Annotated in this window: 20 protein-coding genes; 6 read left to right on the forward strand and 14 right to left on the reverse strand. The window is 43.7% G+C overall.

Annotation, left to right across the window (positions count from 1 at the left end; genetic code table 11):
* Positions 1-6: 6 nt before the first annotated feature.
* The 11 genes from mutT to B9T10_RS04355 all read right to left on the reverse strand — a co-directional run bounded on the left by mutT (position 7) and on the right by B9T10_RS04355 (position 10,350).
* Positions 7-423 (reverse strand): 8-oxo-dGTP diphosphatase MutT, encoded by a 417-nt coding sequence (mutT, locus tag B9T10_RS04305; RefSeq protein WP_272732272.1) that lies wholly within the window; start codon positions 421-423, stop codon positions 7-9.
* Positions 420-1,598 carry a CinA family nicotinamide mononucleotide deamidase-related protein gene (locus B9T10_RS04310; protein ID WP_094537942.1) on the reverse strand — a complete coding sequence of 393 codons (1,179 nt, stop codon included), beginning with the start codon at positions 1,596-1,598 and terminating at the stop codon, positions 420-422. The genes mutT and B9T10_RS04310 overlap by 4 nt, the downstream gene beginning before the upstream one ends.
* Positions 1,598-2,989: a sigma-54-dependent transcriptional regulator gene (locus B9T10_RS04315; protein ID WP_094537943.1), complete on the reverse strand. Its 1,392-nt coding sequence runs from the start codon at positions 2,987-2,989 to the stop codon at positions 1,598-1,600. Before B9T10_RS04315 ends, B9T10_RS04310 begins: the two co-directional genes overlap by 1 nt.
* Positions 2,990-3,025: 36 nt before the next feature.
* Complete coding sequence (locus tag B9T10_RS04320; protein ID WP_008315260.1) at positions 3,026-4,624, reverse strand: sensor histidine kinase; 1,599 nt, start codon at positions 4,622-4,624, stop codon at positions 3,026-3,028.
* A 2-nt stretch (positions 4,625-4,626) separates the two neighbouring features.
* Positions 4,627-5,109 (reverse strand): DUF2726 domain-containing protein, encoded by a 483-nt coding sequence (locus tag B9T10_RS04325; protein ID WP_018121784.1) that lies wholly within the window; start codon positions 5,107-5,109, stop codon positions 4,627-4,629.
* A gap of 11 nt (positions 5,110-5,120) precedes the next feature.
* The gene (locus B9T10_RS04330) at positions 5,121-7,016 is read right to left on the reverse strand and encodes a lytic transglycosylase domain-containing protein (protein ID WP_094537944.1); all 1,896 of its coding nucleotides are present in this window, start codon (positions 7,014-7,016) and stop codon (positions 5,121-5,123) included.
* A gap of 22 nt (positions 7,017-7,038) precedes the next feature.
* Positions 7,039-7,674 (reverse strand): uracil phosphoribosyltransferase, encoded by a 636-nt coding sequence (gene upp, locus B9T10_RS04335; RefSeq protein ID WP_008315263.1) that lies wholly within the window; start codon positions 7,672-7,674, stop codon positions 7,039-7,041.
* 66 nt (positions 7,675-7,740) lie between these two features.
* On the reverse strand, positions 7,741-8,073 hold the full coding sequence (gene grxD, locus B9T10_RS04340; RefSeq protein ID WP_018121782.1) for a Grx4 family monothiol glutaredoxin: 333 nt from the start codon (positions 8,071-8,073) through the stop codon (positions 7,741-7,743).
* A 79-nt stretch (positions 8,074-8,152) separates the two neighbouring features.
* Positions 8,153-9,424 carry a glutamate-5-semialdehyde dehydrogenase gene (locus B9T10_RS04345; RefSeq protein WP_094537945.1) on the reverse strand — a complete coding sequence of 424 codons (1,272 nt, stop codon included), beginning with the start codon at positions 9,422-9,424 and terminating at the stop codon, positions 8,153-8,155.
* Positions 9,425-9,483: 59 nt separating this feature from the next.
* Complete coding sequence (locus B9T10_RS04350) at positions 9,484-9,879, reverse strand: hypothetical protein (protein WP_094537946.1); 396 nt, start codon at positions 9,877-9,879, stop codon at positions 9,484-9,486.
* Positions 9,880-9,939: 60 nt separating this feature from the next.
* Positions 9,940-10,350, reverse strand: a complete 411-nt coding sequence (locus B9T10_RS04355; RefSeq protein WP_008315270.1) for a Late embryogenesis abundant protein 1 — start codon at positions 10,348-10,350, stop codon at positions 9,940-9,942.
* Positions 10,351-10,540: 190 nt separating this feature from the next.
* Here B9T10_RS04355 and greB point away from each other — a divergent pair, with 190 nt between their 5' ends.
* From greB to B9T10_RS04370, 3 genes are all read left to right on the forward strand, one after another.
* Positions 10,541-11,026 carry a transcription elongation factor GreB gene (gene greB, locus B9T10_RS04360; RefSeq protein WP_094537947.1) on the forward strand — a complete coding sequence of 162 codons (486 nt, stop codon included), beginning with the start codon at positions 10,541-10,543 and terminating at the stop codon, positions 11,024-11,026.
* Complete coding sequence (locus B9T10_RS04365) at positions 11,023-11,913, forward strand: LysR family transcriptional regulator (RefSeq protein WP_094491381.1); 891 nt, start codon at positions 11,023-11,025, stop codon at positions 11,911-11,913. Before greB ends, B9T10_RS04365 begins: the two co-directional genes overlap by 4 nt.
* Before the next feature lie 71 nt (positions 11,914-11,984).
* A complete protein-coding gene (locus B9T10_RS04370; RefSeq protein WP_094537948.1) occupies positions 11,985-13,223 on the forward strand; it encodes a D-amino acid dehydrogenase in 1,239 nt (412 codons plus the stop codon).
* On the opposite strand, the gene B9T10_RS04375 is transcribed toward B9T10_RS04370, so the two are convergent.
* Positions 13,212-13,706: a MarR family winged helix-turn-helix transcriptional regulator gene (locus B9T10_RS04375; protein ID WP_094537949.1), complete on the reverse strand. Its 495-nt coding sequence runs from the start codon at positions 13,704-13,706 to the stop codon at positions 13,212-13,214. The genes B9T10_RS04370 and B9T10_RS04375 overlap by 12 nt on opposite strands.
* A gap of 104 nt (positions 13,707-13,810) precedes the next feature.
* Between B9T10_RS04375 and guaD the strand changes: the two genes are divergently transcribed.
* From guaD to B9T10_RS04390, 3 genes are all read left to right on the forward strand, one after another.
* Complete coding sequence (gene guaD, locus B9T10_RS04380) at positions 13,811-15,109, forward strand: guanine deaminase (protein ID WP_094537950.1); 1,299 nt, start codon at positions 13,811-13,813, stop codon at positions 15,107-15,109.
* 176 nt (positions 15,110-15,285) lie between these two features.
* The gene (gad, locus tag B9T10_RS04385) at positions 15,286-16,662 is read left to right on the forward strand and encodes a glutamate decarboxylase (protein ID WP_063503760.1); all 1,377 of its coding nucleotides are present in this window, start codon (positions 15,286-15,288) and stop codon (positions 16,660-16,662) included.
* Between the two features lie 82 nt (positions 16,663-16,744).
* Complete coding sequence (locus B9T10_RS04390) at positions 16,745-18,184, forward strand: amino acid permease (RefSeq protein WP_094537951.1); 1,440 nt, start codon at positions 16,745-16,747, stop codon at positions 18,182-18,184.
* Positions 18,185-18,239: 55 nt separating this feature from the next.
* On the opposite strand, the gene B9T10_RS04395 is transcribed toward B9T10_RS04390, so the two are convergent.
* Together B9T10_RS04395 and B9T10_RS04400 are read right to left on the reverse strand one after the other, a co-directional pair.
* Positions 18,240-24,503: a tandem-95 repeat protein gene (locus B9T10_RS04395; protein ID WP_094537952.1), complete on the reverse strand. Its 6,264-nt coding sequence runs from the start codon at positions 24,501-24,503 to the stop codon at positions 18,240-18,242.
* 115 nt (positions 24,504-24,618) lie between these two features.
* A complete protein-coding gene (locus B9T10_RS04400) occupies positions 24,619-24,984 on the reverse strand; it encodes a hypothetical protein (RefSeq protein ID WP_246534867.1) in 366 nt (121 codons plus the stop codon).
* Positions 24,985-25,085 lie beyond the last annotated feature (101 nt).

The raw sequence follows: 25,085 nt of genomic DNA on the forward strand, positions 1-25,085 counted from the left end.
TTTAGATCATTCTGGCATCACACCATGTTTGATCTCATCAATTAAAATGTCATCCGCCGGTGGGAATTCAATGGCTGACAATTCAGACACATTCGTCCAGCGAATCACTTGATTTTCGCGCCCGTAAGGTTCCCCTTCAAAGCTATAGACATCATATACCACAAACTCGATCACTTTATCATCATAATCGTGCGTAAAATCGACACGATGCACAAAATCATTGACAAGGATGCCGATCTCTTCGTCTAACTCACGATCTAAGGTTTCGATGTCTGTTTCACCCATCTCCACCTTGCCACCTGGAAACTCCCACAATCCGCCAAAATTTTTATTGTCAGGTCTTTGACAAATTAAGATTTCGTCCATTGCTTCATTCCAAATAACTGCCATCACAACGCGCAATTTTTGCTTTTCTTCCATCATTTTTCCACTGTCTGTAGTTGGTTCTTTAAAAAGTTAAAACAATTGATGACGGCAAACGCCATCGCTTCTTCCCTTTGATGCTTTGGGATCTGAATAATTTTTGAGAAATATTGGTCACGCACACATAAATGGAGCTGGCACTCATATACGGTGGTGCTCTCTGTGAAGTTTTCACTGACGCCAAGGACAATATCCACATTCAATGTCTCTTGAGCCGCCTCAAACGCCGCTTGATCAAACTTACCCCGCAACACCATGCCGCCTTTAAAAGGCTCAAGATTTTCACCATAGGCCGTCAATCGGCTTGCCATCATGCCCGCTGTGAACCATTCCACACAGCCAAGGGTTAAATCTTGCGCGGCACATAGTTTTAAAACGCAGCGCTCCATCGTTTGTTGATTGTGCCCAAAAATATAGGGCGCTAAAATCTCTTCTGCCTCTTTTTGATACGGTGCAATCATGGCTTGTGCCGCTTTTTCATCGGCTGCTTTTGCAGAGATGCGCACACTGATGCCATTGATGCCGGAGGCTAAATAAGATAATTTTGGGTTACCAATTTCAGCTAAGCGATCATCTAAATCCGATAAACGCTCAGCCACATGTGATTCTGGTAAACCCCATAATTTGAGGACTTCTGTATAAATGCGGAGATTATCCGGGGAAATCTGGCGCAAAATCGGCACCACGGAGGCTTCAAAAATCGCCTTCATTTCATAAGGCACACCTGGCAATAAGAAGTAATGTTTACCATCGTGATTGAGATATAGGCCAGGGGCTGTGCCAGGATATTTCTCTAAAATTTGGCACCCTTGTGGATAATGCGCTTGGCGATAATTGTTCTCGCTCATGGTGATGTTGCGGCTCGCAAACTTCTCACGGATCATTTCGGCTAAGGCTTCATCATAGACAAGCGGTAAACCTAATGTGGTTGCCAATGTCTCTTTAGTGATGTCATCTTGCGTTGGGCCAAGGCCGCCGGTGGCAATGATGATGTCTGCCCGTTTTGTCGCCAATGCAAACACCGATTGAATGTTGTGGGCATTGTCCCCCACGGTGGTTTTAAAATGGCTGTCGATGCCAAGCATACTGAGCTGCTGGGATAACCAAACAGAATTGGTGTCCACCAACTGCCCAAGCAGTAATTCTGTGCCCACTGAGATGATTTCAGCTTTCATTAATCATCGTCCTCTATGTTGAGTTTTTTTAATCGATAGCGAAAGGTTCGAAAGGAGATGCCCAACTGTTTCGCCGCCTCGGTTTTGCTGTCATGTTCTGCCAATGCCCGTTTGAGAATTTTACGCTCAACGGCGGCTAAATATGCCTCAATGTCATCGATGTGATCGGGAATCACAGGATCTTCCTGATCACCTGTATCCATCAGATCATTGATCATTGGTGGCGGTGCATTTTGCACCCCACTGACTAATACTAATTCATTGTTTGAATTAAGCAATAAATCTTTTTCTTCAATCACATCTCCATCACACAGCGTTGAAGCGCGCTCTAAGATGTTCTCAAGTTCACGCACATTGCCGGGAAATGCATAATGATCTAAACGACGTAAGGCGTCTTCTGTGATCGTCACAGCGCGGCCATTGTCATGATTTAAACGCTCTAAAATCACTTTAACCAAAATCGCCACATCGCCCCGGCGCTCACGCAACGGCGGCACATGTAGAGAAATCACATTTAAACGGTAAAAGAGATCCTGACGAAACTCACCGGCATCCACAAGCGCCGCTAAACTTTTATGAGAAGCCGATAAAATCCGCACATTGACGGGAATTTCATGCATTGCACCAATTGGGCGAATGGCACGCTCTTGAATGGCACGCAGTAATTTCACCTGCATGGAGAGCGGTAAATCCGCAATTTCATCAAGCAGCAATGTGCCGCCATCCGCGGCTTGAAAGAGCCCTTTTTTATCTTTATCGGCACCTGTAAAGCTCCCTTTTTTATGGCCAAAGAGCTCACTTTCCACCAAATGCTCCGATAACGCACCGCAGTTCACCGCAATGAAAGGCCCATCAAATCGTGGACTTTCTGCATGAATCGCACGTGCCACCACTTCTTTACCGACGCCTGATTCACCTGTGATGTAAATTGGGGATTGCGAACGCGCCAATTTACGGATTTGATTGCGAAGAGACACCATCGCCACAGAATCGCCATATAAACCATGTTTAGAGGCCACTTGTGGGATCTTTTGCGTTTGCACTGCATTGAGGGCTAATTTACGCAGTGCGTTGATCTCAAAAGGCTTAGAGATAAAATCAAATGCGCCCAGTTTAAGTGCTTCAATGGCGCTTTCCACATTGCCATGCGCCGTCATCATCGCCACTGGTAAATTTGGTACTTTATCCTGAATGTAGCGCAACACATCAAAACCTGAACCATCGGGCAATTTTAGGTCTGTTAAACAGACATCAAAGGCTTCATTTTGCAGTGCCACAATGGCATCTGAGACTGAATAGGCTTCCACACATTCAATATCAATGGATAAAAAACTCATGGAGATCAGTTCGCAGATGTTCTCTTCATCATCAATAATGAGCGCTTTATACATTCTAATCCTTTCAATTATTATTCGTTGATTCGGTCATTATACAACTTTCGCAAAAACGATTCTAAAGCCATGGCGACCTTTTTGATCATCCACATATTGCACAATGCTGCCATTGGCGGCACAGAGCTCTTTTGTGATGTAAAGCCCAAGCCCTGTGCCCTTTTTATGAGTGGTGAAAAAAGGCTCAAACAAACGCAGGCGCGCTGTATCTGCAACGCCAACGCCATTATCATAAATCGATAAAATCGTCGTATTGCCCTTTTGTTCCGCTTCTAAGGTAATTTGCAACTCTTCGCGCTCAATGCCCGAATGAATCACCGCATTGGTGATCAAATTATGCACCACTTGGCGCAGCACAGAGAGGTCAAACAACACCCGCTGCACATCATCATGAATGATGAGATGGACATGCTCAACCATGTGGGGAAACTCCACAAAAAACTCATCGAGCAATTCATTTAAAAAGCCCTCAAGTTTAATGTATTGGCGCTCTGCCTCATTTTTCCGAGCAAGCACCAACACATCATTGATGATGCGATTCGCCCGCTGCACATTATTATTGATCATATCAATGAGGCGTTTTTCCACAGTGTTGAGGTTTTCCTGCTCCCCAAGCAATTGACTGGCTTGATAGATCGATGCCATCGGGTTTCTAATCTCATGGGCGATTGCCGCCGTTAAATGCCCAAGTGCCACTAATTTTTCTTGCTGCGCGCGCCGACTCACTGTTTCCATTGGCTCAATCTGAATCACTGAATAGTGATCTGTCGGCAGGTCAATCTCGCTAAATTCAATGTAATATTTGTGATCATTGTATTCAAATAAAGACGGATCTAAAAATTTCAGCTGACTCCAAAGGTAAAAGCGTTCCGTCAAAGTGGGCAGATACTCCATCAAATGACTGTTTTTAAGCTCCATGTCCCCAAACCATGATTTGATGTATTGATTCACCAAAATCACTTTGCCTTCTGAATTGAGTACAATGAGCCCAGATTTTGATTGCTGTACCACCGCTTCATGCAAAATGGCGGCATTGCGCAATTGCTCATTTTGCGCTTCCACCAAACGTTGGGAAGCCTCATATTTATGCAACCATAAATTTGTGAGAATCAGCGCCACAAAAGCAAAGCAGTTTTGCCCAATCAAACGCAAAATGCCTTGAGACACCATCAATTGATACCAACTCATCTCCGGAATTTTGGGGTCAAAATCAAACTTTAACCACAGCATCAATTGAATGCACACAGAAACGCCGAGCAATAACAGCGCGCCAATGCGGGATAAAAATGCCCCATGCACCATAAAGGAGATGAGGAGCAAAATCACCAATGGGCTGTCTAAACCATCGGTGAAGTAACACAGTGCAGAAATGAAGCCTAAATCCAGCAGCCCAAAGAAGAAAATATAACGCGTGGTTTGATAACGCACGCGCTTTAGAATCAGCGTGGAGATCAATAAAAAGACGAGATACGTCAATAAGATGTAATGAAAATATTGGGAGATCGGCAGCGCTTCTGGCGAAACTCTCGCGCTTAAAATATAGACCGATGACAAAATCACCGCCATGATCAAGCGGAAGATGCCCAATAACTGCATCGGTACGCCTGTTGGCTGAATTTGCTGAACTTGCATCATTATTAGAGGTAATGCACCAACAGTGTGCGAAGTTTATCCGCATCATATGTTTGCGTGCTGCTGAGCGCAATCAGATCCACATTGAGATCTTTTAACACCTTTTGCAAACCCGCAGGCGGATCAAATGTGATGGCTGCCACCGCAGAAAAACTGTGTTGATCCACCAACATAAAGTCACACGTGATCTGCTTTAATTCTGCGCTCAATTGTTGCTGAATTTCTGGCGCTAGGCGCGGATCAATGCTGATGAATGTCGCCAATTGCGGCTTTGGAAACACCTGCAAACGCGAGCCGCTGACCAATTGCTGCAACAATAACAACACTTGCTGCTCTTGCATGTTCAAGGCGCTGGTTTTTGTGCGAAAGGCATTGGGAATATTCGGATTGTGTTGTGGCAATGGCTCAGGCTTTGGCGTGCGACTTCTTCGCATCAAAAATACAAAGCCAATGATCACAATGAGGGTAAAAATAATTTTATAAAACATACGGCGTCCAATTATTGAGGATAAAAGCGATTGAGATAATCACTGATGCGCACTTTTTGATTGCCTGCTTGGTAATGGTAAATCACCACATTTTCTAAAATACTTTTCACATAACCGCGCGTTTCACGGTATGGGATGGACTCCACCCACAATGCGACATCCGCCATTGGGGGATCAATCCATTTCACCACTTTATGCGGACCCGCATTATAACTGGCTAAAATATAGGGCCAATGCTGCCCTACAACGCCACTGACATCATTTAAATAAGCTGTGCCATAACGAATGTTGTATACAGGATCGTATAAACTGCCGCGCTTTTCACCCAGTTTGGCCGCCATTTTTTCTGCGGTGGGAATGAGGAGCTGCATCAAACCATATGCATTGGCATGAGATTTAGCATCCGGTTGAAAGAGACTCTCTTGACGAATGAGCCCCCATAATAATTCAGGTGGATAACCATAGCGCTTTGCCGATTGCTTCACATCTTTGCCATAACCCATCGGATAACGAATGTGCAATGCACCCGGTTGCCTTGCGGCCACCGCAGCGCGAATGCCTAAATCATAAAAGCCTTTTTCATACGCTGCAAAACTTGCGGAGTTTTTCTGTGGCTGCGTTGCGGTACGTAAACCTTGGAACCATGCTTGATGGGCAAAATGACGCTCATCCACCGCCATTAAATCTAAGCCTAATTTAAAATTGGCATCGGTTAAAGGCGCAACCGGATCAGCTTTACGGCGCACCAGTGACGCAAGCACAGAATAGGGTTGCTTTAATTCATCGGCGGCTAAAAAGCCATAAAAACTGGTTTGGGAGGCAATGGTTTGATAGAGCTCCTTCGCCTTTGCTTGCTGCCCTAAACATTGATGCATGCGCCCTTGCCAATAAGTCCATGTGGCATCTTCTTTCGCTTTTGGGGATAAGCGCTCTAAATAATCGAGGGCATTTTTACATTGCCCCGCTTGTGCGCTCAATTTAAAACCGCTGATTTTTACATCATCGGTTTGCTCATTTTTTGCAATGGCTTCAATGCGTCCTAATGGATCGACTGCATCGGCGCGCCCTGCTTGGAAAACTGTTAATAAATTGCGTAGCTTTGTGTATTCACTGGTTGTGACCAATTGATTTTTACGCACAAATGCCAGCCCTTTTAAGGCATTGGTGGAATCACTTTTGCCCCACTGCTGCACAGCTAATGTGTAAAAACGTGTGGAATCTTTATAATATTTTTTTTGCGTCATCAACTGCCCAGCAGGATTGTCAATCACATTGATCATGGATTGATAATAATCACGCTTATCACTTGGCACATACGGCAATAGGGCTTTGGCGCGCCCGATGTTTAAATTGGCAATCAGTTCATTAATTTTTTGATCCACCACTGTTTTTGGGGCATATTGATCAAGCCACACTTTTTCTACAGGCAAACAGCTTGATAACGGCGTTGCCACTTTCACCCAATAACTTTGAAAGCGTGCGGCATCAAAATCTTTCGGACGCGTTTTTAAAATGGCATCATCATAAATACAACGTAAAAACTGGCTTTGCGTCTGTTTTAGTGATGTTTCAATGAAGGCATAATTTTTTTGTTCAAGCTCATAGCGATAAAAATCTTGGCTCAATGATGCATTGAATAATGTGTTTGGTGTGCGCTCGATAAAGGCAAGCACTGTTTCTTTCGGGAGTGATTTTAAATTTTGTTGCACATAATAATATTCAAGGTAAGGGGCAACCGTCGTGCCTTTGAGGGCTTTGAGCGATTGTTGATACCCTTGAACATTGCGGCTTTGAATGAAGGATTTGCCTTGTTGAAAGGTCGCGATCTCCTGCGACGACAACGCAAAGGCATGGCTCGCTGCTGCACATAAAGAAAATACCGTAACAACTATTGCTTTGACCTTCATTCGAATCCTTTATTTTTTCAATTTATTCTGGCATTACTGTACCAAAAATTTTGTCACCTGCATCCCCTAAACCTGGAAGAATGTAAGCATCTTCATTTAAACCATCATCAATCGATGCGGTATAAATTTCGATGTCAGGATGTTTTGCCTTCACAGCTTCTAAGCCTTCTGGCGCACACACTAAGAAAATGCCTTTGATTTTTGTACAACCCTTCTCTTTTAAAAGATCAAGCGTTGCGATCAATGTGCCACCTGTGGCAAGCATTGGGTCTAAAATCACCGCGGTGCGCTCTTCCATGAAAGAGGTTAATTTTGCGTAGTAAGGACGTGCTTCTAACGTCTCTTCATCACGTTCAAATCCCACCACAGACACACGTGCGCCTGGCACTAAATCTAATGCACCATCAAGCATGCCGATGCCCGCACGCAAAATTGGCACCAATGTCACTTTACGACCTTTTAAGCGCTCAACTTCAACCTTGCCTGCCCAACCCTCGATGGTCACCATTTCGGTTTCTAAATCTTTTGTGGCTTCGTAAAGTAATGACATTGCGATTTCAGAAGACAAACGGCGAAACTCAGCAGTACTGATCTCCTTTTTACGCAATAAACCCAATTTATGGGCCACCAATGGGTGTTTAACTTCAACGACTTTCATATGTATCTCCAAATTTTGACCAATCTACAGTAAAAAGTCCCAGAGTTTGGGACTTTTCATTAATGATTATTGTGCCGCAGCGTCGATGGCTTTTTTCATTAATTCTTTTAATTCCCCACTTTCATACAACTCTAAAGTGATGTCACATCCGCCGATCAACTCGCCGCCGATGTAGATTTGTGGGAAAGTTGGCCAATCTTCATAAAATGGCAAGTAGTTATAAATATTTTCATCATCAAAAATATTCACGGCCGCAAATGGTAAGCCTGTGCTTGCCAATGCTTGTGCTGCACGGCTAGAGAAACCGCACATAGGGAACTGTGGTGTGCCTTTCATATAGATCACAACAGGGTTTTCCGTCACTTGTTGACGGATCAATTCTAAAGTTTGCTCTTTCATTGATTCACTCCTTCATGAATAAAAAAATCAGGCCATTCTACCATTTTATGCCCATCGATTCACTTTAAATCGCACAGAACTATGATCGGATTTCGCCATGCCCTAAGACAACATATTTTTGCGAGGTCAAACCTTCTAAACCCACAGGGCCGCGCGCATGGATTTTATCGGTGGAAATGCCAATTTCCGCCCCTAAACCAAACTCAAAACCATCACAAAAACGCGAAGAAGCATTGACCATCACGCACGCTGAATCCACCAAGCGTAAGAATGTGGTGGTGTGCGTATAATGCTCACTGATGATCACATCTGTGTGATGCGAACCATAATGATTAATGTGCGTAATCGCCTCATCTAAATCTTTCACCACTTTAATGGAGACAATCGGGGCTAAATATTCCGTGCGCCAATCGCTCTCTGTGGCATGCGTGATCTCAAAATCAGCAGATAAAATCTCATAAGTTTGATCACATGCGCGCATCTCCACCATTTTTGTGGTGAAAATCGCCGCAATTTTCGGTAAAAATTCAGCAGCCACTTTCTCATGCACAAGGAGCGTTTCCAAGGCGTTGCATGGCGCATAACGCTGCGTTTTTGCGTTATCCACCACTTTCACTGCCAAATCGATGTTCGCAAATTCATCCACAAAGGTGTGACAAATGCCATCTAAATGTTTAATGACCGGGACAGTTGCTTGATCATTGATGCGCGCCACCAAAGAATTGCCACCGCGTGGAATGATCACATCGATATAATCTTTTGCCGTCACCATTAAATCCACAATATTGCGATCTTTTGTGGCTACGATCTGTACAGAATGCTCAGACAATGCCGTGTCCGCTAACGCTTGGCTCAATAAAGTTGCCAAATATTGATTGGTGTAAAAAGCATCGCTGCCGCCACGCAAAATCGCCGCATTGCCGGATTTTAAACACAAGGCCGCCGCATCAATCGTCACATTTGGGCGCGACTCATAAATGATGCCAATCACACCAAGTGGCACACGCATTTTACCCACCATAATGCCTGAAGGACGCGGTTTCACATCCGTCACTTCACCCACAGGATCAGGCAATGCGATCATGTCTAACACACCGCTCGCCATGCTGCGAATGCGGGCATCATCCAGCAATAAACGATCAATGAATGCTTCGGCTAAACCATTGGCCCGCGCCGCATCGCAATCTTTTTGATTTTCCACCATGATTTGATCAATGTGGGCCATGATTTCATCGTGAATCAATTGTAGGGCGCGGTTTTTCTCAGCGGTTGATGCGCGTAATAAATCGCGGCTTGCCGCTCTCGCTTGTTGCCCGACTTGATCCCAATAGTTTTGTAATGTCTGTGCCATCATTCTTTCCTTGCAATGCGCTTAATATCTTCAATGATCAGAATATTAGCGTCTTTAGATTAATCGTACAATGGCAATTCTTCCCAACGGGTTAAGATGGCTTCATCCGGCCCGATCACCTGCTCGCTTAAAGTTTGGGCATACCACTCTAAGGAATCTAAAATATCCTCCCCACCTGAGGTGAGATTCAAAATCATCACCTGCGGCGAGCTCGACTCAATGATCAACCCGCAGCCGCCCATGTAATAACCGCGCTCACCATCTTGCGTCGCATTGATCTGTGCTAACCACGCATCAATGCGCTTTGGCATGTCTTGCGCGCTCGGATGAATCAATGTGATGCGTAATGTGCCACATTTTTCTAACTTTCGATTGTGTTTTGACCACAACCATTGATGACGCACCTGATAATCGCGTTGATAAAAAGTGGTGGTTTTTTGCTCGCTTTTCGCCATTTTCTGCTCCATTAAAAAAAGCCCACATCTGCGGGCTTTTGTGATCCATTCGTGAAAGAATTATAGATCTTTTTGGATTTTTGAGTTGATGTCTTTTGATAAGTCTTTGGTGGCATCTTTAGTATCATCCCACGCATCTTTTGCTTTATCTTTCAATTCATCCGCTTTCTCAGACGTTTTTTCCTTGATCTCTTCAGCTTTATCCGCAGCTTTCTCTTTTAAATCTTCAGCTTTGTCACCCGTTGAATTTTTGATTTCAGCGGCTTTTTTATCTGCAGATTGCTTCAATTCTTCGGCTTTATCGGCCGCTTTGTCTGTCAATTCACCTGTTTTGTCTGCCACTTTATCTGCAGTTTCTTTGATGGCATTTTCAACTTTTGCACCTGTTGATTCAGCGAATGCCACAGAACCACCCACTGCAGTTACCGTACCTAATACTGCTGTTAAAAGAATTTTATTAATATTATTCATAACTTTTACCCTCATTTAAATTAAATCGGTTCATGTAATATATAAATATTTTAATTAAGATTCAAACCTTAATTAATCACAGCTTCATCTTTAAAGTAGCATGCTTTTCTCAAAAGCTTCAACTTTTATCGCTCTATTTTATCAAAGCGATCCCGTATAATGGATAAAATTTTCTCCTGAAGGAAGCACGATGAAAACCAATTTAGTCACCCGCGGTGGCTTTGAGATTTTACAAAAAGAGTTGCGTTTTTTGTGGTCACAAGAACGCCCTGAAATCACCCAAAAAGTGGCTTGGGCCGCGAGCCTAGGCGACCGATCGGAAAATGCTGATTATCAATATAATAAGCGTAAGTTGCGCGAAATTGACCGCCGCATTCACTATTTGACCAAGCGTTTAGAAGAGCTTCGTCCCGTGGATTATTCCCCTGAGCAAGAGGGCAAAATCTACTTTGGTGCATCGGTGACGTTGAGTGATGAAAACAATGAAAATGATGTCCTCACTTTTCGCATTGTCGGGCCTGATGAGATTTATCATCAAAAACACTATATCTCCATCGATTCCCCGATGGCGCGCGCCTGCCTTGGCAAAGAAGAGGGCGATGAGGTCAAAGTCAAAACTGAGCTCAGCCACAAAACGTGGATCATTGAATCGATTGAATATGGCAATGCCTCATGACCCTTCGCCATCTTGAGATTTTTTACGCCATCATGCTGTGCGGCTCTTTAACTAAAGCGGCACAAATGCTCTGCATCTCGCAACCTGCGGCAAGTAAAGCTTTAAAACATGCCGAAGCGCGCTTAGGCTTTCGCCTCTTTGAGCGTAAGCAAAGCAAGCTCATTCCCACGCAAGAGGCGCACATTCTCTTTGATCAAGCCCAATCCATTTACGGCGAACTCAATCAACTCAAAGAGCTGGCGCATAATCTTGCCAATCACCCACAAGGCCGATTATCCATCGGATGTATCCCAAGTTTAGGCTTGAGCGTGGTGCCGCGCGTGACCGCGCAATTTGCCGTCAATCATCCCGCCATTGACATTGCCATCCGCACCGATCATACCGAAACGTTGATTGATCGCTTGATGAAATGTGACATCGACTTTGCCATAACTTTTCATCATGTGCCGACGCATAATCTCACGGCCATTCCATTGGTAAAAGTGCCCCTCGTCTATTTAGATGCCAAACCACAAAACGCACCCATTCACATGGCAGACATTGAAGTGGAACGCTGGATTCATCCCGGCACTGACTCTTTAGCCCAACTCATTGCCCGCCATCGACAATTTCAGAATTCCCACATCAATGTGGAAACGTATTACATGGCGGCAGAGTTTGTTAAATTGGGCATGGGCTGCACCATCAGTGATATTTTTTCAGCAGAGCAAACCTTACCCATTGACATGCTTTATCCCATCAATCCCGCCATGCATTTAGACCTCTGTTTATTGCATCGATCGAATCTTGCCCTCTCAAGCGCCGCGCGCCATTATGCCCAAACGCTTAAAGACTATTTAACAGCACAAATCCATACCCTTAACCAAAAGTTATACCTTAAGCAATAATAATCAATTGTTGCTGCGCCCTGAATCCGCTTTAATAGAATCAGAGGGGATTATAAGATTCTGGGGAAGATATGGAAAAGAGCATCACCATCATCGGCGGCGGCGTGATTGGCTTGTCATTGGCTTATGCGCTCATCAAAGATGGACAAAAAGTCATACTGTTAGATCAAGCCGATGGCATCGGCACCGGCGCAAGTTATGCCAACGGCGCACAATTGAGTTATCGTTATGTTTCGCCCTTAGCGGATCAAGGCGTGATTTTGCAAGGTTTAAAATGGCTCGGGCAAAGCGATTCCCCCCTCAATCTGCGCATCAAACCCTCATTGACGCAATGGCAATGGCTGTGGCAATTTGCCCGCGCCTGTTCACGCAAAACCAACCAAATCAACGGTGCTCATATCTTAAGGTTATCGCTGCTGAGTCAATCTGTGCTCACCGATTGGCGCGAACAAGATGCGCTCGATGATTTTTGCTGGCAGCGCTCTGGCAAAATGATCATTCATCGCACACAAAAAGATTTTGATCAAGCGGCAGCAGGCATTGATCCGAAGTTTCAATCCATCCTCACACCTGATGAGATTGTGCAAAAAGAGCCTTCCCTTGCTCACATTCGTGATCAATTGTCTGGTGCCATTTATGCGCCTAATGATGAAACGGCCGATGCGTATCTCTATTGCCAAGCCCTTTTAAATAAACTCAATGCATCCCCTAAATTCACCTTACACACTCAAACCCGTGTGGAAGACATTTTCCAACAAAAAGGTATGGTGACGCACATTGTCACCAATCATGGTTCTATGTCGGTGGATGAAGTGGTGGTTGCCGCTGGCAATGGCGCCCGTAAACTCATGACGCCCCTTGGCATTGAATTGCCGATTTATCCTTTAAAAGGCTACAGTTTAACGCTGCCTTTCCCACAAGAAAGCCATTGTGTGCCCACCACAAGCGTCACCGATTATGGCTATAAAACCGTCTATGCCAAATTAGGCGATCGCTTACGCATTGCAGCGATGGTGGACATTGGTTATGACAACGGCGTGCGGGACAATCGCATTCGCGCCCTTAAAAACATCGTCCAACAGACGTTCCCGAACCTTTATGGTGTGGAGAGTGCGGATGTTTGGGCGGGCTTACGGCCTTCAACGCCAAAGGGCCCGCCCATCATCGGTCAAACCCATTACCATAACTTATGGCTCAATGTGGGGCATGGCAGCCTTGGCTTTACACTTGCTGCTGGCAGCGCCGCTGTCTTATCTCAACTAATTCAACACAAATCCTCCCCCATTGATTTAACAGGCTTAACCCTCTAATTTTTTGAGCCAATCGTGCAATAAAGTGGCCATTTGCCTTTGGGATGCACCCGATAAATGCGCCACAAGGGTATTTTCTAATGCTAAGTGGCTTTGAACTGCGCGCGTGATTAAATCTTTACCCGATGCGGTCAATGACACAATCACGCCGCGTTTATCATTCGCATCTGGCAAGCGCTCAATCCATCCGCGTTTTTCTAGGCGATTGATGCGATTGGACAATCCACCCGATGAGATCAAAATCACTGCTTGCAATTGGCTCGGCGTCAATTGATGGCTAGGGTTTCTCAGTAAAGCCGCGAGCACATCAAATTCCCCCACTTGTAAATCATATTGGGCTAAATTTTCATCCACTTGCCGATTGATGAGAGATGCAAGCCTAACCACACGCCCCACCACTTCTGTACCCTTTGTGTTGAGGGTTGCATCATACTGCTGCCAATCTTCGATGATTGCGCCGATCAAATCTGTTTTCTCTGCCATGTTTTACTCCTAATTGGTTGCCATAGCATAAAGTATCTTTATCTAAAGACAAAATTGCGTTAAAGTATCTTCACGTAAAGATACTTTTTAGACTTAGGAAGATTATGACCGCAACACCCACCGCCATTCGTGGCGCAATGCTCACATTTCACAAAGACCCATTTTTTCATCCATTAGATGAGTGCTACACCTATGAATCTGATGCCATCATTGTGATGGATCAAGGCATCATCACTGCCGTTGGCAAAGCTTCTGAGTTATTGCCAACTTTGGGCGATATGCCCGTGACTCGTTATGAAAATAGCATCATCACCGCAGGATTCATTGACAGCCATGTCCATTACCCACAAACAGAGATCATCGCTTCTTATGGCGAGCAACTCATCGATTGGCTCAATGAATACACCTTCATTGCAGAGCAAAACTTTGCAGATAAAGCCCATGCAAAAGAAGTTGCAGAGATCTTTTTAAAAGAGCAGCATAGAAATGGCGTGACGGCTTCAACAGTATTTTGCACGATTTTCCCTGAATCTGTGGATGCCATTTTTGAAGAGGCTGAAAAATACAACATGCGCATCATGGCCGGTAAAGTGTGTATGGATCGCAACGCACCGGCTGCGCTGTTAGATACGCCAGAGAAAGCCTATGATGAATCTAAAGCCCTCATTGAAAAATGGCATGGCAAAGGGCGCGCTGAATATGTGATCACGCCGCGCTTTGTGCCCACATCTACTCATGAACAATTGGAAATGGTGGGCAGTTTAGCCAAAGAATATCCAAGCACACTGATTCAATCCCATGTGTCAGAAAATTTGGGGGAAATCGAATGGGTCAAATCCCTCTTTCCTGATGCCATTGATTACACAGATGTGTATGATCGTTATGGTTTATTGAGGGAGCGCGCCATTTATGGCCATGGCGTCCATTTAACAGAGCGCGAAATGCATGTGTTGAGCGAGCATGGCGCTGCCGTTGCCCATTGCCCAACTTCTAATTTCTTTTTAGGCTCGGGCTGCTTTAATGTTCAGAGCGCGAAAGCGCCGCATCGCCCCATGAAAGTGGGCTTAGGCACAGATTTAGGTGCTGGCACCAGCTTCTCCATTTTACAAACCATGAATGAAGCCTATAAAGCGGCACAAATGAACAGCGCGCCCTATTCTTCTTTGCATGCGTTTTATTTAGCCACACGCGGCACGGCAGAGGCTTTGAGTTTAGCGGATAAAATTGGCAGCATTGCCGTTGGTATGGAGGCAGATTTAGCCATCATCAATCTTCACTCAACGCCCATCATCGAGTATCGCATGCGTTATGCAGACAGTTTAGAAGAAGCGCTTTTCATTCAAATGACATTAGGGGATGATCGCGCCATTGCAGATACTTATATTTCTGGCAGAAAGGTTTAACCATATTATTATATAATAATGGTGAAAATATTTTCGATTAAAATATAATCATGATAATCATTTAAATCTTTGATATAGTAAAGATAGTTCCATGATTCAACCGAGAATCATGGAACAGCAGCATGAGCATTTCCGTTACAAAAGTCATACGACAAATCGATAAAGGAGTGTAGTCAATGAGCGAAAAATTAGATATTTATGGTTTAGCTGCAGCACGCGAAGGTTTATCAAACAACATCATTCGCGAACATGGGATTGATGGTGATTTAACCTATAATCTCATCAAAGATGAACTGTTACTTGATGGCAACTCACGCCAAAACCTCTCCACTTTCTGCCAAACATGGATGGAAGACAACATCCACAAAATCATGGAAGATTGTATTGATAAAAATATGATCGACAAAGATGAATATCCAATGACGGCAGAAATCGAAAAACGCTGCGTGGAGATGATTGCTGATTTATGGCATTCACCTGAACCTGCGAAAACAGCCGGCTGCTCCACCACAGGTTCAAGTGAAGCTGCGATGCTTGGTGGACTTGCCATGAAGTTCAACTGGCGCAATAAACGCAAAGCGGAAGGCAAACCCTATGATAAACCGAACATCGTCACCGGTCCTGTGCAAGTGTGCTGGCAAAAATTTGCCCGCTACTTTGATGTCGAGATCCGTGAAGTGCCCATTGAAGCCACTCGTTTAGGGTTAGATGCAGAAATTTTATCGCAATATGTGGATGAAAATACGATCGGCGTTGTGCCAACGCTTGGTGTCACATTCACATGTCATTATGAACCCGTTGCAGAAATCTGTGCAGCTTTAGATAAAATTCAAGCCGAAAAAGGTTGGGACATTCCTGTGCATGTTGATGGTGCGTCCGGCGGTTTCATCGCACCCTTTATAGAGCCTGATTTAGTTTGGGACTTCCGTTTAGCGCGTGTTAAATCCGTCAACGCTTCGGGGCATAAATTTGGCTTAGCGCCTTTAGGTGTGGGCTGGGTTGTGTGGCGTGAATGGAAAGACATGCCAGAAGATATGATTTTCTGGGTGAACTACCTTGGCGGCAACATGCCAACCTTTGCTTTGAACTTCTCTCGCCCGGGCGGTCAAATTGTGGCGCAATACTATCTCTTTAACCGTTTAGGCAAAGAGGGTTATCGCACCATTATGCAAAATCTTTATGATTCTGCCCAATACATCGGTAAAGAGATTGTGAAACTCGGCGACTTTGAGATCTTCTTTGATGGTGATCCGAAAAAAGGCATCCCTGCCATTTCTTGGACACAAAAAGCTGATCAGAAAAATTATAGCCTCTATGATCTCTCGGATCGCTTACGCATGCGCGGCTGGCAAGTGGCGGCTTACTCAATGCTGCCAAACATGCAAGAGACGGTCATCATGCGCTTAGTGCTGCGTCATGGCTTTAGTATGAATATGGCGGATATGTTCATCAATGATGTCAAACGCTCGCTTGAGTACTTTGAAAAACACCCCGTTGCCGTGACACAAACGGCCGGTGAAGCGAACGCACACTTCGATCATAGCGGTCGCTAATCACGCAATACGCTGAATCATAAAAAGCCCAAGTCATGCTTGGGCTCTTCCTTCATCATATTAAAAATAGATAGGATTCATTATGAGCATGCAACCTAAAAAAATGTCCGTTTGGACGCTTGCCATCATGACTGTTGCAGCTGTCTGTAGCTTGCGCGGTCTACCGATGATGGCCAAAGAAGGCACTGAGATGTTCTTCTTCCTAGGCTTTTCCATTTTACTTTTCTTATTGCCTGCATCCTTAGTGGCGGCTGAACTCGGTAGCGCATTCAGTCAGAAAAAAGGCGGCGTTTACACATGGGTGGGCGCTGCATTTGGTAATAAATGGGGTTTTACCGCCATTTGGCTACAATGGATTCAAAACGTTGTCTGGTATCCATCTGTCTTAGCGTTTGCGGCCGCCGCCCTTGCCTATTTAATTGGGCAACCTGATTTGGCAAACAGCGGCATTTATACCGGCTCTGTCATCATTGTGTTTTATTGGATCGCCACCTTCATCTCATTAAAAGGCTCGAACTTTGCCAGCAAAGTCACCTCCATTGGTACCATTGTGGGCACCATCTTACCGGGCGTATTGATCATTGTATTGGGGATTTTTTGGTACCTTGGCGACAACCCTAACCACATGTTTGATGTTACCAAAACAGCAACCGGCTCCATGGTGCATGCACGCTTTATGCCACACCTGACAGACTTATCTTCCCTGGCCTTCTTAGGCGGCATTATTTTGCTCTTCGCGGGCGTTGAAGTGCATGCCGTGCACGCGAGCGACTTAGAAAATCCACGCACACAATTCCCACGTGCAATTTTCTTAGCTGCCATCATCATCTTATTGTTATTTGTGTTAGGCTCAGCCTCCTTAGCCATCATGATTCCAAATGAAGAGATTGATTTAAACCAAGGCTTAATGCAGGCTTTTTTAATCTCACTCGACCACTTTAATCTCCATTGGTTGGTGGCACCTTTAGGCTTATTCATCGCCTTTGGGGCATTTGCGGGTGTGATGTCTTGGATTACAGGGCCAAGCCGTGGTTTATTGGAAACAGCACAAGAAGGTGAAATCCCACCTTTATTAGCCAAAACCAATAAAAATGGCGTGCAGCAAAATATTTTGCTCATCCAAGGTGGCATCGTCACCATTCTCTCATCCCTCTATTTCTTTATGGACAATGTGAGCGTGGCATTCTTCTTATTATCCGCGATGACAATCACCCTTTACTTAGTGATGTACATGCTCATGTACGCAACCGGCATCAAACTTCGTTATACGCAGCCTGATCTACCGCGCGCCTATAAAGTACCTGGCGGAAAAATGGGCATGAATACCATTGCAGGCGTTGGCTTATTTGGCGTGTTATTTGCCTTTACGGTCTCCTTTGTGCCGCCAAGCCAGTTACCCATCGGCAACCCAACCTTATATGTGGCATTGGTGACGTCAGGCTTTGTGATCTTCTGTGGTTTACCGCTCTTGATCCAAGCCTTTAAAAAGCCCTCTTGGAAACAAAATAAACAAACCTCATAAATTGAGTGCATATAAAAAACCCAATCCTAGGATTGGGTTTTTCTTTGATCTTACCTTAACCGATCACGATTTGATGGTTGTTAAGCAACTCTTCTAATGAAATCTCTGTGGGTTGATTGGTCAATAATAACAACTCTTCTTGCTGATAATGATCATCCACACCATCACGATCAACACTGAGAGTCACGGTTTGATCCTCTGCATTATGCTGCAAACTGAAGTATTGCGAAATGTTCGGAAGATTTTCAACCGTTAAATCATCCTGATGAATGAGACCATTAAAGAAGTCTTCGGAGAACTTAATCACATCTGCATTATCATCAGTTTGTGGATTACCAACTGCAAAATCAATCCAAGTATCTGTACCATTGCCTGCAGTATCATCATCAGATAATAAACCATAATGTAATGTATCATTCCCCGTGCTACCTGTGCTGAATAAATCATCATCAGAAGTTGAATGTACATCACGACTGGGCGATAAAACTTCTATATCAAAATCAAACTCTGTTTTTACAGATTCATTGGTCATTGTTTCCGTTGCAATCACTGTTAATTTAACATTCTGAAGGGTTTCTTCCACACCTTTTGGCAATATTAGAACTAAGTCTGTAAAGTCTAAAACATTTTTATCGCCTTTTACTTCAATTAAGCCATTCTTTGCGATCGCAGTATGGCGTTGTGTAGAACCATCTAAACTGACAGCTGTATAACTCAACTGCGTGCCTTCTGCAATGCCTTCAAGCTTCATTGAAAGTGTTTCAGAGCCATCGCGGTCAGTCAATGCAGCATGAATTTTATTTAACTGAATTTCTTCAGTTTCAGCGCCCTTATATCCATACTTAAGCTCATAAAATCCTTTTTTATTTCCATCAGGATCATTGAATTTTCCTAATTGTACAAAATTAGGTAATTCTTTTTTAATCGCATCTGTTGAAGGATAATATTTAACACTCTCTCCATTGTCTTCTGTGACTTTAAAGTCATAATTGCCTGCACCACTTTGATTATGCGCGTAGAAATCAAAAGTATAGAAACCAGTCTTAGGCACAGAAAACTCTGAACTATGAGAGCCGGCATTCAGACCTTGCCAACTGACATACTGTTCAGATGTGTCACCGATTTTGATCATACCCGCATCATCTGCTTTACCTACATATTTATATGTTTTGCCAGCTTCTAAATAAACAAAACCATTCATATAAACAGCATGACCTTCTGTCAAGGTACTAGCTTGTAAACTGTGCGTAGATGATTGGGTTGGCCTATAATTTTTATCCATTAGTAAACCTTCAATGGCTTTCTCTAATGTTTCCTTAGGAATACCATCACCTATCTGTTTACCAGATGTGGCATTAAAATTATATCTCTTCCCATTAATGACTTTGCTACCTGTTAACCCACTCCATTCATATCTGTTGAGTGTCAATTGTCCAATATCAAAATCTAAATTAGTCTCTGTTGCTACAGGTTTATCAGTAACAGGAGTCACAATAATTTTTTGCTCTGCTATGGTGCTATTACCATAGCTATCCGTTACTTTGACTGAGAACGTCACGTCACCAGAGAAATCTTTTGCAGGTGTAAATTTAAAGTGTCCATGGTCACTTTCAGACATCGTAACAGAGCCCTTCGAAGGATCTAATGTATCCTGAAGAACCTCATATTTTAAGCTGTAGCCATTGATACGATTATCTTCTGGATCAGTTGCTTTCACTTGAAAAAATCTACTAGTACCACTGTCTTCCTCAACGGTCTGTATCTGAGTCATCACAATTGGTGCTGCATTGACTATTGCCTTACTGTTCGCTTCACTTGATTGATTGCCAGCCTTATCCGTCACAGATGCTGTGATTGTATAAGTTTTTCCATCCGTCAAATCTTGTGTAGCTTCTTTTGGTAAATCAATAGACCACTTGCCATCTTTACCCACAGTTGTGGTGTAACTTTTACCTTCCACCAAAATAGTTACTGTGTTGCCTTCTTCAGCCCCTTTTGTAGAACCTTTCACAGTAAAGCCATCTTTTTTTTCAAGTTGCGTAATGACCTGATCACCCGCAATGCTCTCAATCGTGATTTCAGGCGCGGTTACATCAATCGTGACTTTAAAAGGTGGTGATAATTCACTCAATGATCCAGACTCTTTATCATAAGTGGCTGCATAAAATTTCACTTCACCTTCAGCCAATTTACCTGTTGTGGTGACTTTTGATAAATCTCCCGGTTTCGTTGTCCAACGATAGGTATCACCTGACTCTTTAACGAGATCATTTTTATCGATTTCAATATACTTTTCACGATTATCGTAGAGATAAACGCGCACGGAATCGACCACTTTAAAATCCTCTTCAGTCAATACAATCGTACCGCTGATTAAACCAGAAGGATCATCACTGTAACCGGTATCACCAATAATCTCTGTGCCACCCTCGGCGTTATTCACATTGTCATGGTATTGATCAATCTTAGGCGTTGGCAACTCAATCTTCAGCGGATTCTCTTTAGAATCATTGTTCACACCGATATTACCGGCGCTGTCTTTCACATAGACTTTAAAATCTGTCGCAGAATCAACTTTGCTTGGATCTTTCACAGCTACACTGATCGATAAATATGGTTTATCAGCCACCGCTTTATCGCCAACTTGGCCCTTTACAACCTGAACAGTGCCATCTTTATCTGTATATTTAACGATTACCTCATTGCCCTTTTTGGCATGATGCTTATCGTTTAGATCACCACTGACAAGCGCTGTCACTTTGCCATCTTCATAGTTGACATAGGTTGCTTCTGGCGCAACAGTATCCACCACAAAGGTGTATTTTTCAGACACATCACCGACTTTACCCGTTGTCGGATCAACTGCACGCACTTGAAGATAGATGTCGTCATTACGGAGCTGATCTGCCCACCATGTTTTTTGTAAACCATCGGTGAGATCTTGCTCGCTCAATGACCATTTGCCATCTTTAACCGCCACTTCAAAGTACTGTGGATAACCTAATGAATCCATTTCCGCATCTGTGCCAGCTGATTGTTTATTGACATACACACGAACTTTCTCAACACCTTGTGATGCAGTCCCTGTAATTTCACCGAGTGAATCGTTAGTATAGATTGTTGATGCGCCCAGATCACTATTTACATTACTTGGATCTTGCAAAGACGATGTAGTGGCAGATACCACAACATTTTCACCATCATTTTCAACGCGATCATTGATGGAAACTTTCACTTCATAAAATTTACCTTCACTGTCTTTAACTGTAAAGATTTCTGTTAAAGGTCCTTTAGAATCGATCAGTGCTTGAGAAGTTGCTTCACCTCGATTTAAGGTATAAGTCCATTCACCAGAAGCATCTAACGTAAACGTCCCATGATCACCTGTGATTGTTTCACCCACCATTTTTTTTGTGGTGTCACTTGCTAAGTTTGGATCAATTTCGCTAGAAATTGTCACTGTTTTAGACACTTCACCTGCGATTTCAACTGTATTAAGCACATTTTCAATATTGTCATAATATCCGGTAACATTCGCACTTGGCGCATCAACGGTATAGTCAATCGTTTTCGGATCAGTACTATTCCCAGCGCGATCACTCACCGTTACCGTAGCGCTACCATCTTTAAGAATCGCAGCAATGTCAGGCGTGATTTCAGCCGACCATTTACCCTCTTCGTCAACAATCGCCTCTACCGTAATCGGTTTACCATCCGCTGTCTGATCCAATGTTACCGTGACTTTTTGACCAGCTTCAACGCCGGTAGTCGTACCATCAATCGTAAAGCCTTGTTTCGATGAGTTGCTTAAATCGCCCTCACTTCCTTCGCTCCAAATCACTTTATGACCGCCTGCACTGGTGGTGATCTCAATCGTTGGCTCAACTATATCGAGCCCAGGAGTCTTATCTTCATCTGAATACCCAGGAAGCTCAGTATTGGCATGAATGGTATCATCTTGACGATCCACCGTTTCAGCTTCTACCGTAACTTTAGAACCATCGACAATGCCATCTTTTGGCGTTAACTGATACGTATATTGACCTTTTGACGAACCATCCGGACGATCTAACTCTACAGTGCGCTCAATTGTCACGGGATTACCATTTTTATCAGTCCCCGTGATCGTTAACTTCACAGGACCTTTTTCAACATTATCTGTTGTGCCCGTGATGGTACCTTTTGGCATAATCTCTGTGGTGATTTTACTAACATTTGAGACGTTGATCGTAATCGTCGCCGTCGATGATAATTTGTCACTACTACTATCCGTAGCCGTCACTTCTAATTTGTGCAGTGGCGCTTTACCATGATCAAGCATTTTGCCATCAGCTAATGTGATGACGCCAGTGTTAGGATCAATGACAAACAAGCCATCTTCATTGCCTTTAGTGATGGCATAAGTGAGCTTGTCGCCATCGACATCTTCATCTTTATCTGTTGATGCATCATTAACATCATGAACCTCAAGACCTTTAACACCTTGTTTCACCGTGACTTCAGCATCTTCAAGCTCAGGCGCATCATTGATAGGATTAACAACCACAGGCACCTTAACTTTGACAGATTCACCCGCTTTATCTTTCACGATAACCGTAAAGTGATCATTCCCATTAAAGTGATCATTCGGAGTATAGGTATATTTACCCGTCTCTTTATCTAATTGAACGGTACCTTTTTGAGGCTTATCAGTAGGATCAACTTCATAAGTGAGTTTATCACCATTCGTTGAAATGTCCGGGTCATCCGCTTCGATCTTGCCAGTATAATATTTGCCCTCATCTGTAGTAAAACCTTGCTCAGCTTCAGCGGTTGGCGCATCATTCACTGGCGTTACAGTAACAGGCACAGTCACCGTCACTTCACCGCCCTTACCATCAGACACCACTACTGTGAATGAGTCATCACCCGTGACACCTGACTTAGGCGTATACGTGTACCCACCTGTTTTTTCATCAACAGTCACCGTACCATTCTTCGGCGCTTCACCCACTTTGTAAGTTAATTTGTCACCATCTTTATCTTCAGCAACGATCTGACCTTTATGTTCTGTATTTTTATCTGTTTTGAAGCCTTGCTCATCATCAGCTGTCGGATCATTGTTCACAGACGGTTCTGGCATCACTATGACAGGCACAGTCACCGTCACTTCACCACCCTTACCATCAGACACCACCACTGTGAATGAATCATCACCCGTGACACCTGACTTAGGCGTATACGTGTACGCACCTGTTTTTTCATCAATAACAACCTGACCGCTCTTCGGTTCTTCACCCACTTTGTAGGTTAATTCGTCACCATCTTTATCTTCAGCAACGATCTGACCTTTATGTTCTGTATTTTTATCTGTTTTGAAGCCTTGTTCAGCTTCAGCTGTCGGATCATTGTTCACAGCAGGTTCTGGCGTCACTGTGACAGGCACAGTCACCGTCACTTTACCACCATTCCCATCTGATACCACAACTGTGAATTTGTCATCACCATGGTAATCAGGATTTGGCTTATACGTGTACTCACCTGTTTTTTCATCAACAGTCACCGTACCATTCTTCGGCGCTTCACCCACTTTGTAAGTTAATTTGTCACCATCTTTATCTTCAGCAATGATTTTACCGGACTGCGAAGTATCTTCTTTCGTTTCTAACGGTTGGTTGTCATCTGCAGTTGGCGCATCGTTCTCAGGTGTCACAGTAACAGGTACCGTCACCGTCACTTCACCACCCTTACCATCTGATACCACAACTGTGAATTTGTCATCACCATGATAATCAGGATTTGGCTTATACGTGTACTCACCTGTTTTTTCATCAATGACGACTTTACCATTATTTGGCGCTTCACCCACTTTGTAGGTTAATTTGTCACCATCTTTATCCGTCACATCTGTGATCTGACCTTTTTTAGGATGATCTTCTTGCGTTTCAATGGGTTGGTTAGACAATCCTGCCACAGGCACGTGATTTTTAGGCGCAGAAGCCGCCCCACCATTGTTATCATCACCGCCGCCACTTGCGAGTGCTAAACCGCCCGCAACGCCCGCGCCACCTAATAAAAGCGGTAACCATGGAATGCCATTATCATCTTTAAACAGCACATCTGATGTTTCATCTTCATGCGCCACAAAGAAATTCACAATGACAATGGTTTTCCCATTTTTTAATTTTAAAATTAAGTCGTTGCCGTCTTGTACAAACTCAGCAACATCCGAACGATATAACTGTGTATGAACCTTCGACGCTGTCTCTAAAACGATTCGTGAACCGCTAACAGTCGATTGATCCAATGATTTTTTATCTACAACAATAACAGATGACATTGATTTAAAACCCCTAGTTTGCCCGCACGCTCATTCATGGATGAGGTGTCAGTCATAGTCATAATAATTAGATTAAAGCGCTTCGCGCGTGTCCTTTAAGTGATGATTCTATTGTTTATTTTTTATTCACAATCATCGGGTGGCCATGGCCATCGAGTGACAATAAGAAGACTCGATTTTTATCTGCCTGAATGTTCACATCGAATGTTGCTGTGCCTGTGCAATTGCTGGCCGTTAACGTGTAATGATCAGGTTTTAAATAGTAAGTGGCATGATCGTTCGCTGCAAAGCGGCCGACATTAGTATCATTGATTGAAAAAATGATCGGGCAATTTGGCTGTACCTTGTGATCTCGTGAGACTTCAACATGTTGAGCACTTTGATCAAGTGCATCTTGATAAGGATGGTTCTTTTTCACTGAATCTGTTGCAGCACAACCCGCTAAACCTGCAACCATCAAGGCAATCATTAAATTTTTCATGGGACGATTTAAGTTCACTAACTTTTAGTTTTGTTGAAAAGTGTAAAATATAATCAAATTATGTATTCTAGTCAATGATATTGTTCTCTTTATTGCACATT

The organism is Wohlfahrtiimonas chitiniclastica (genome assembly GCF_002252325.1).
In the GTDB taxonomy this organism is placed as follows: Bacteria; Pseudomonadota; Gammaproteobacteria; order Cardiobacteriales; family Wohlfahrtiimonadaceae; genus Wohlfahrtiimonas; species Wohlfahrtiimonas chitiniclastica.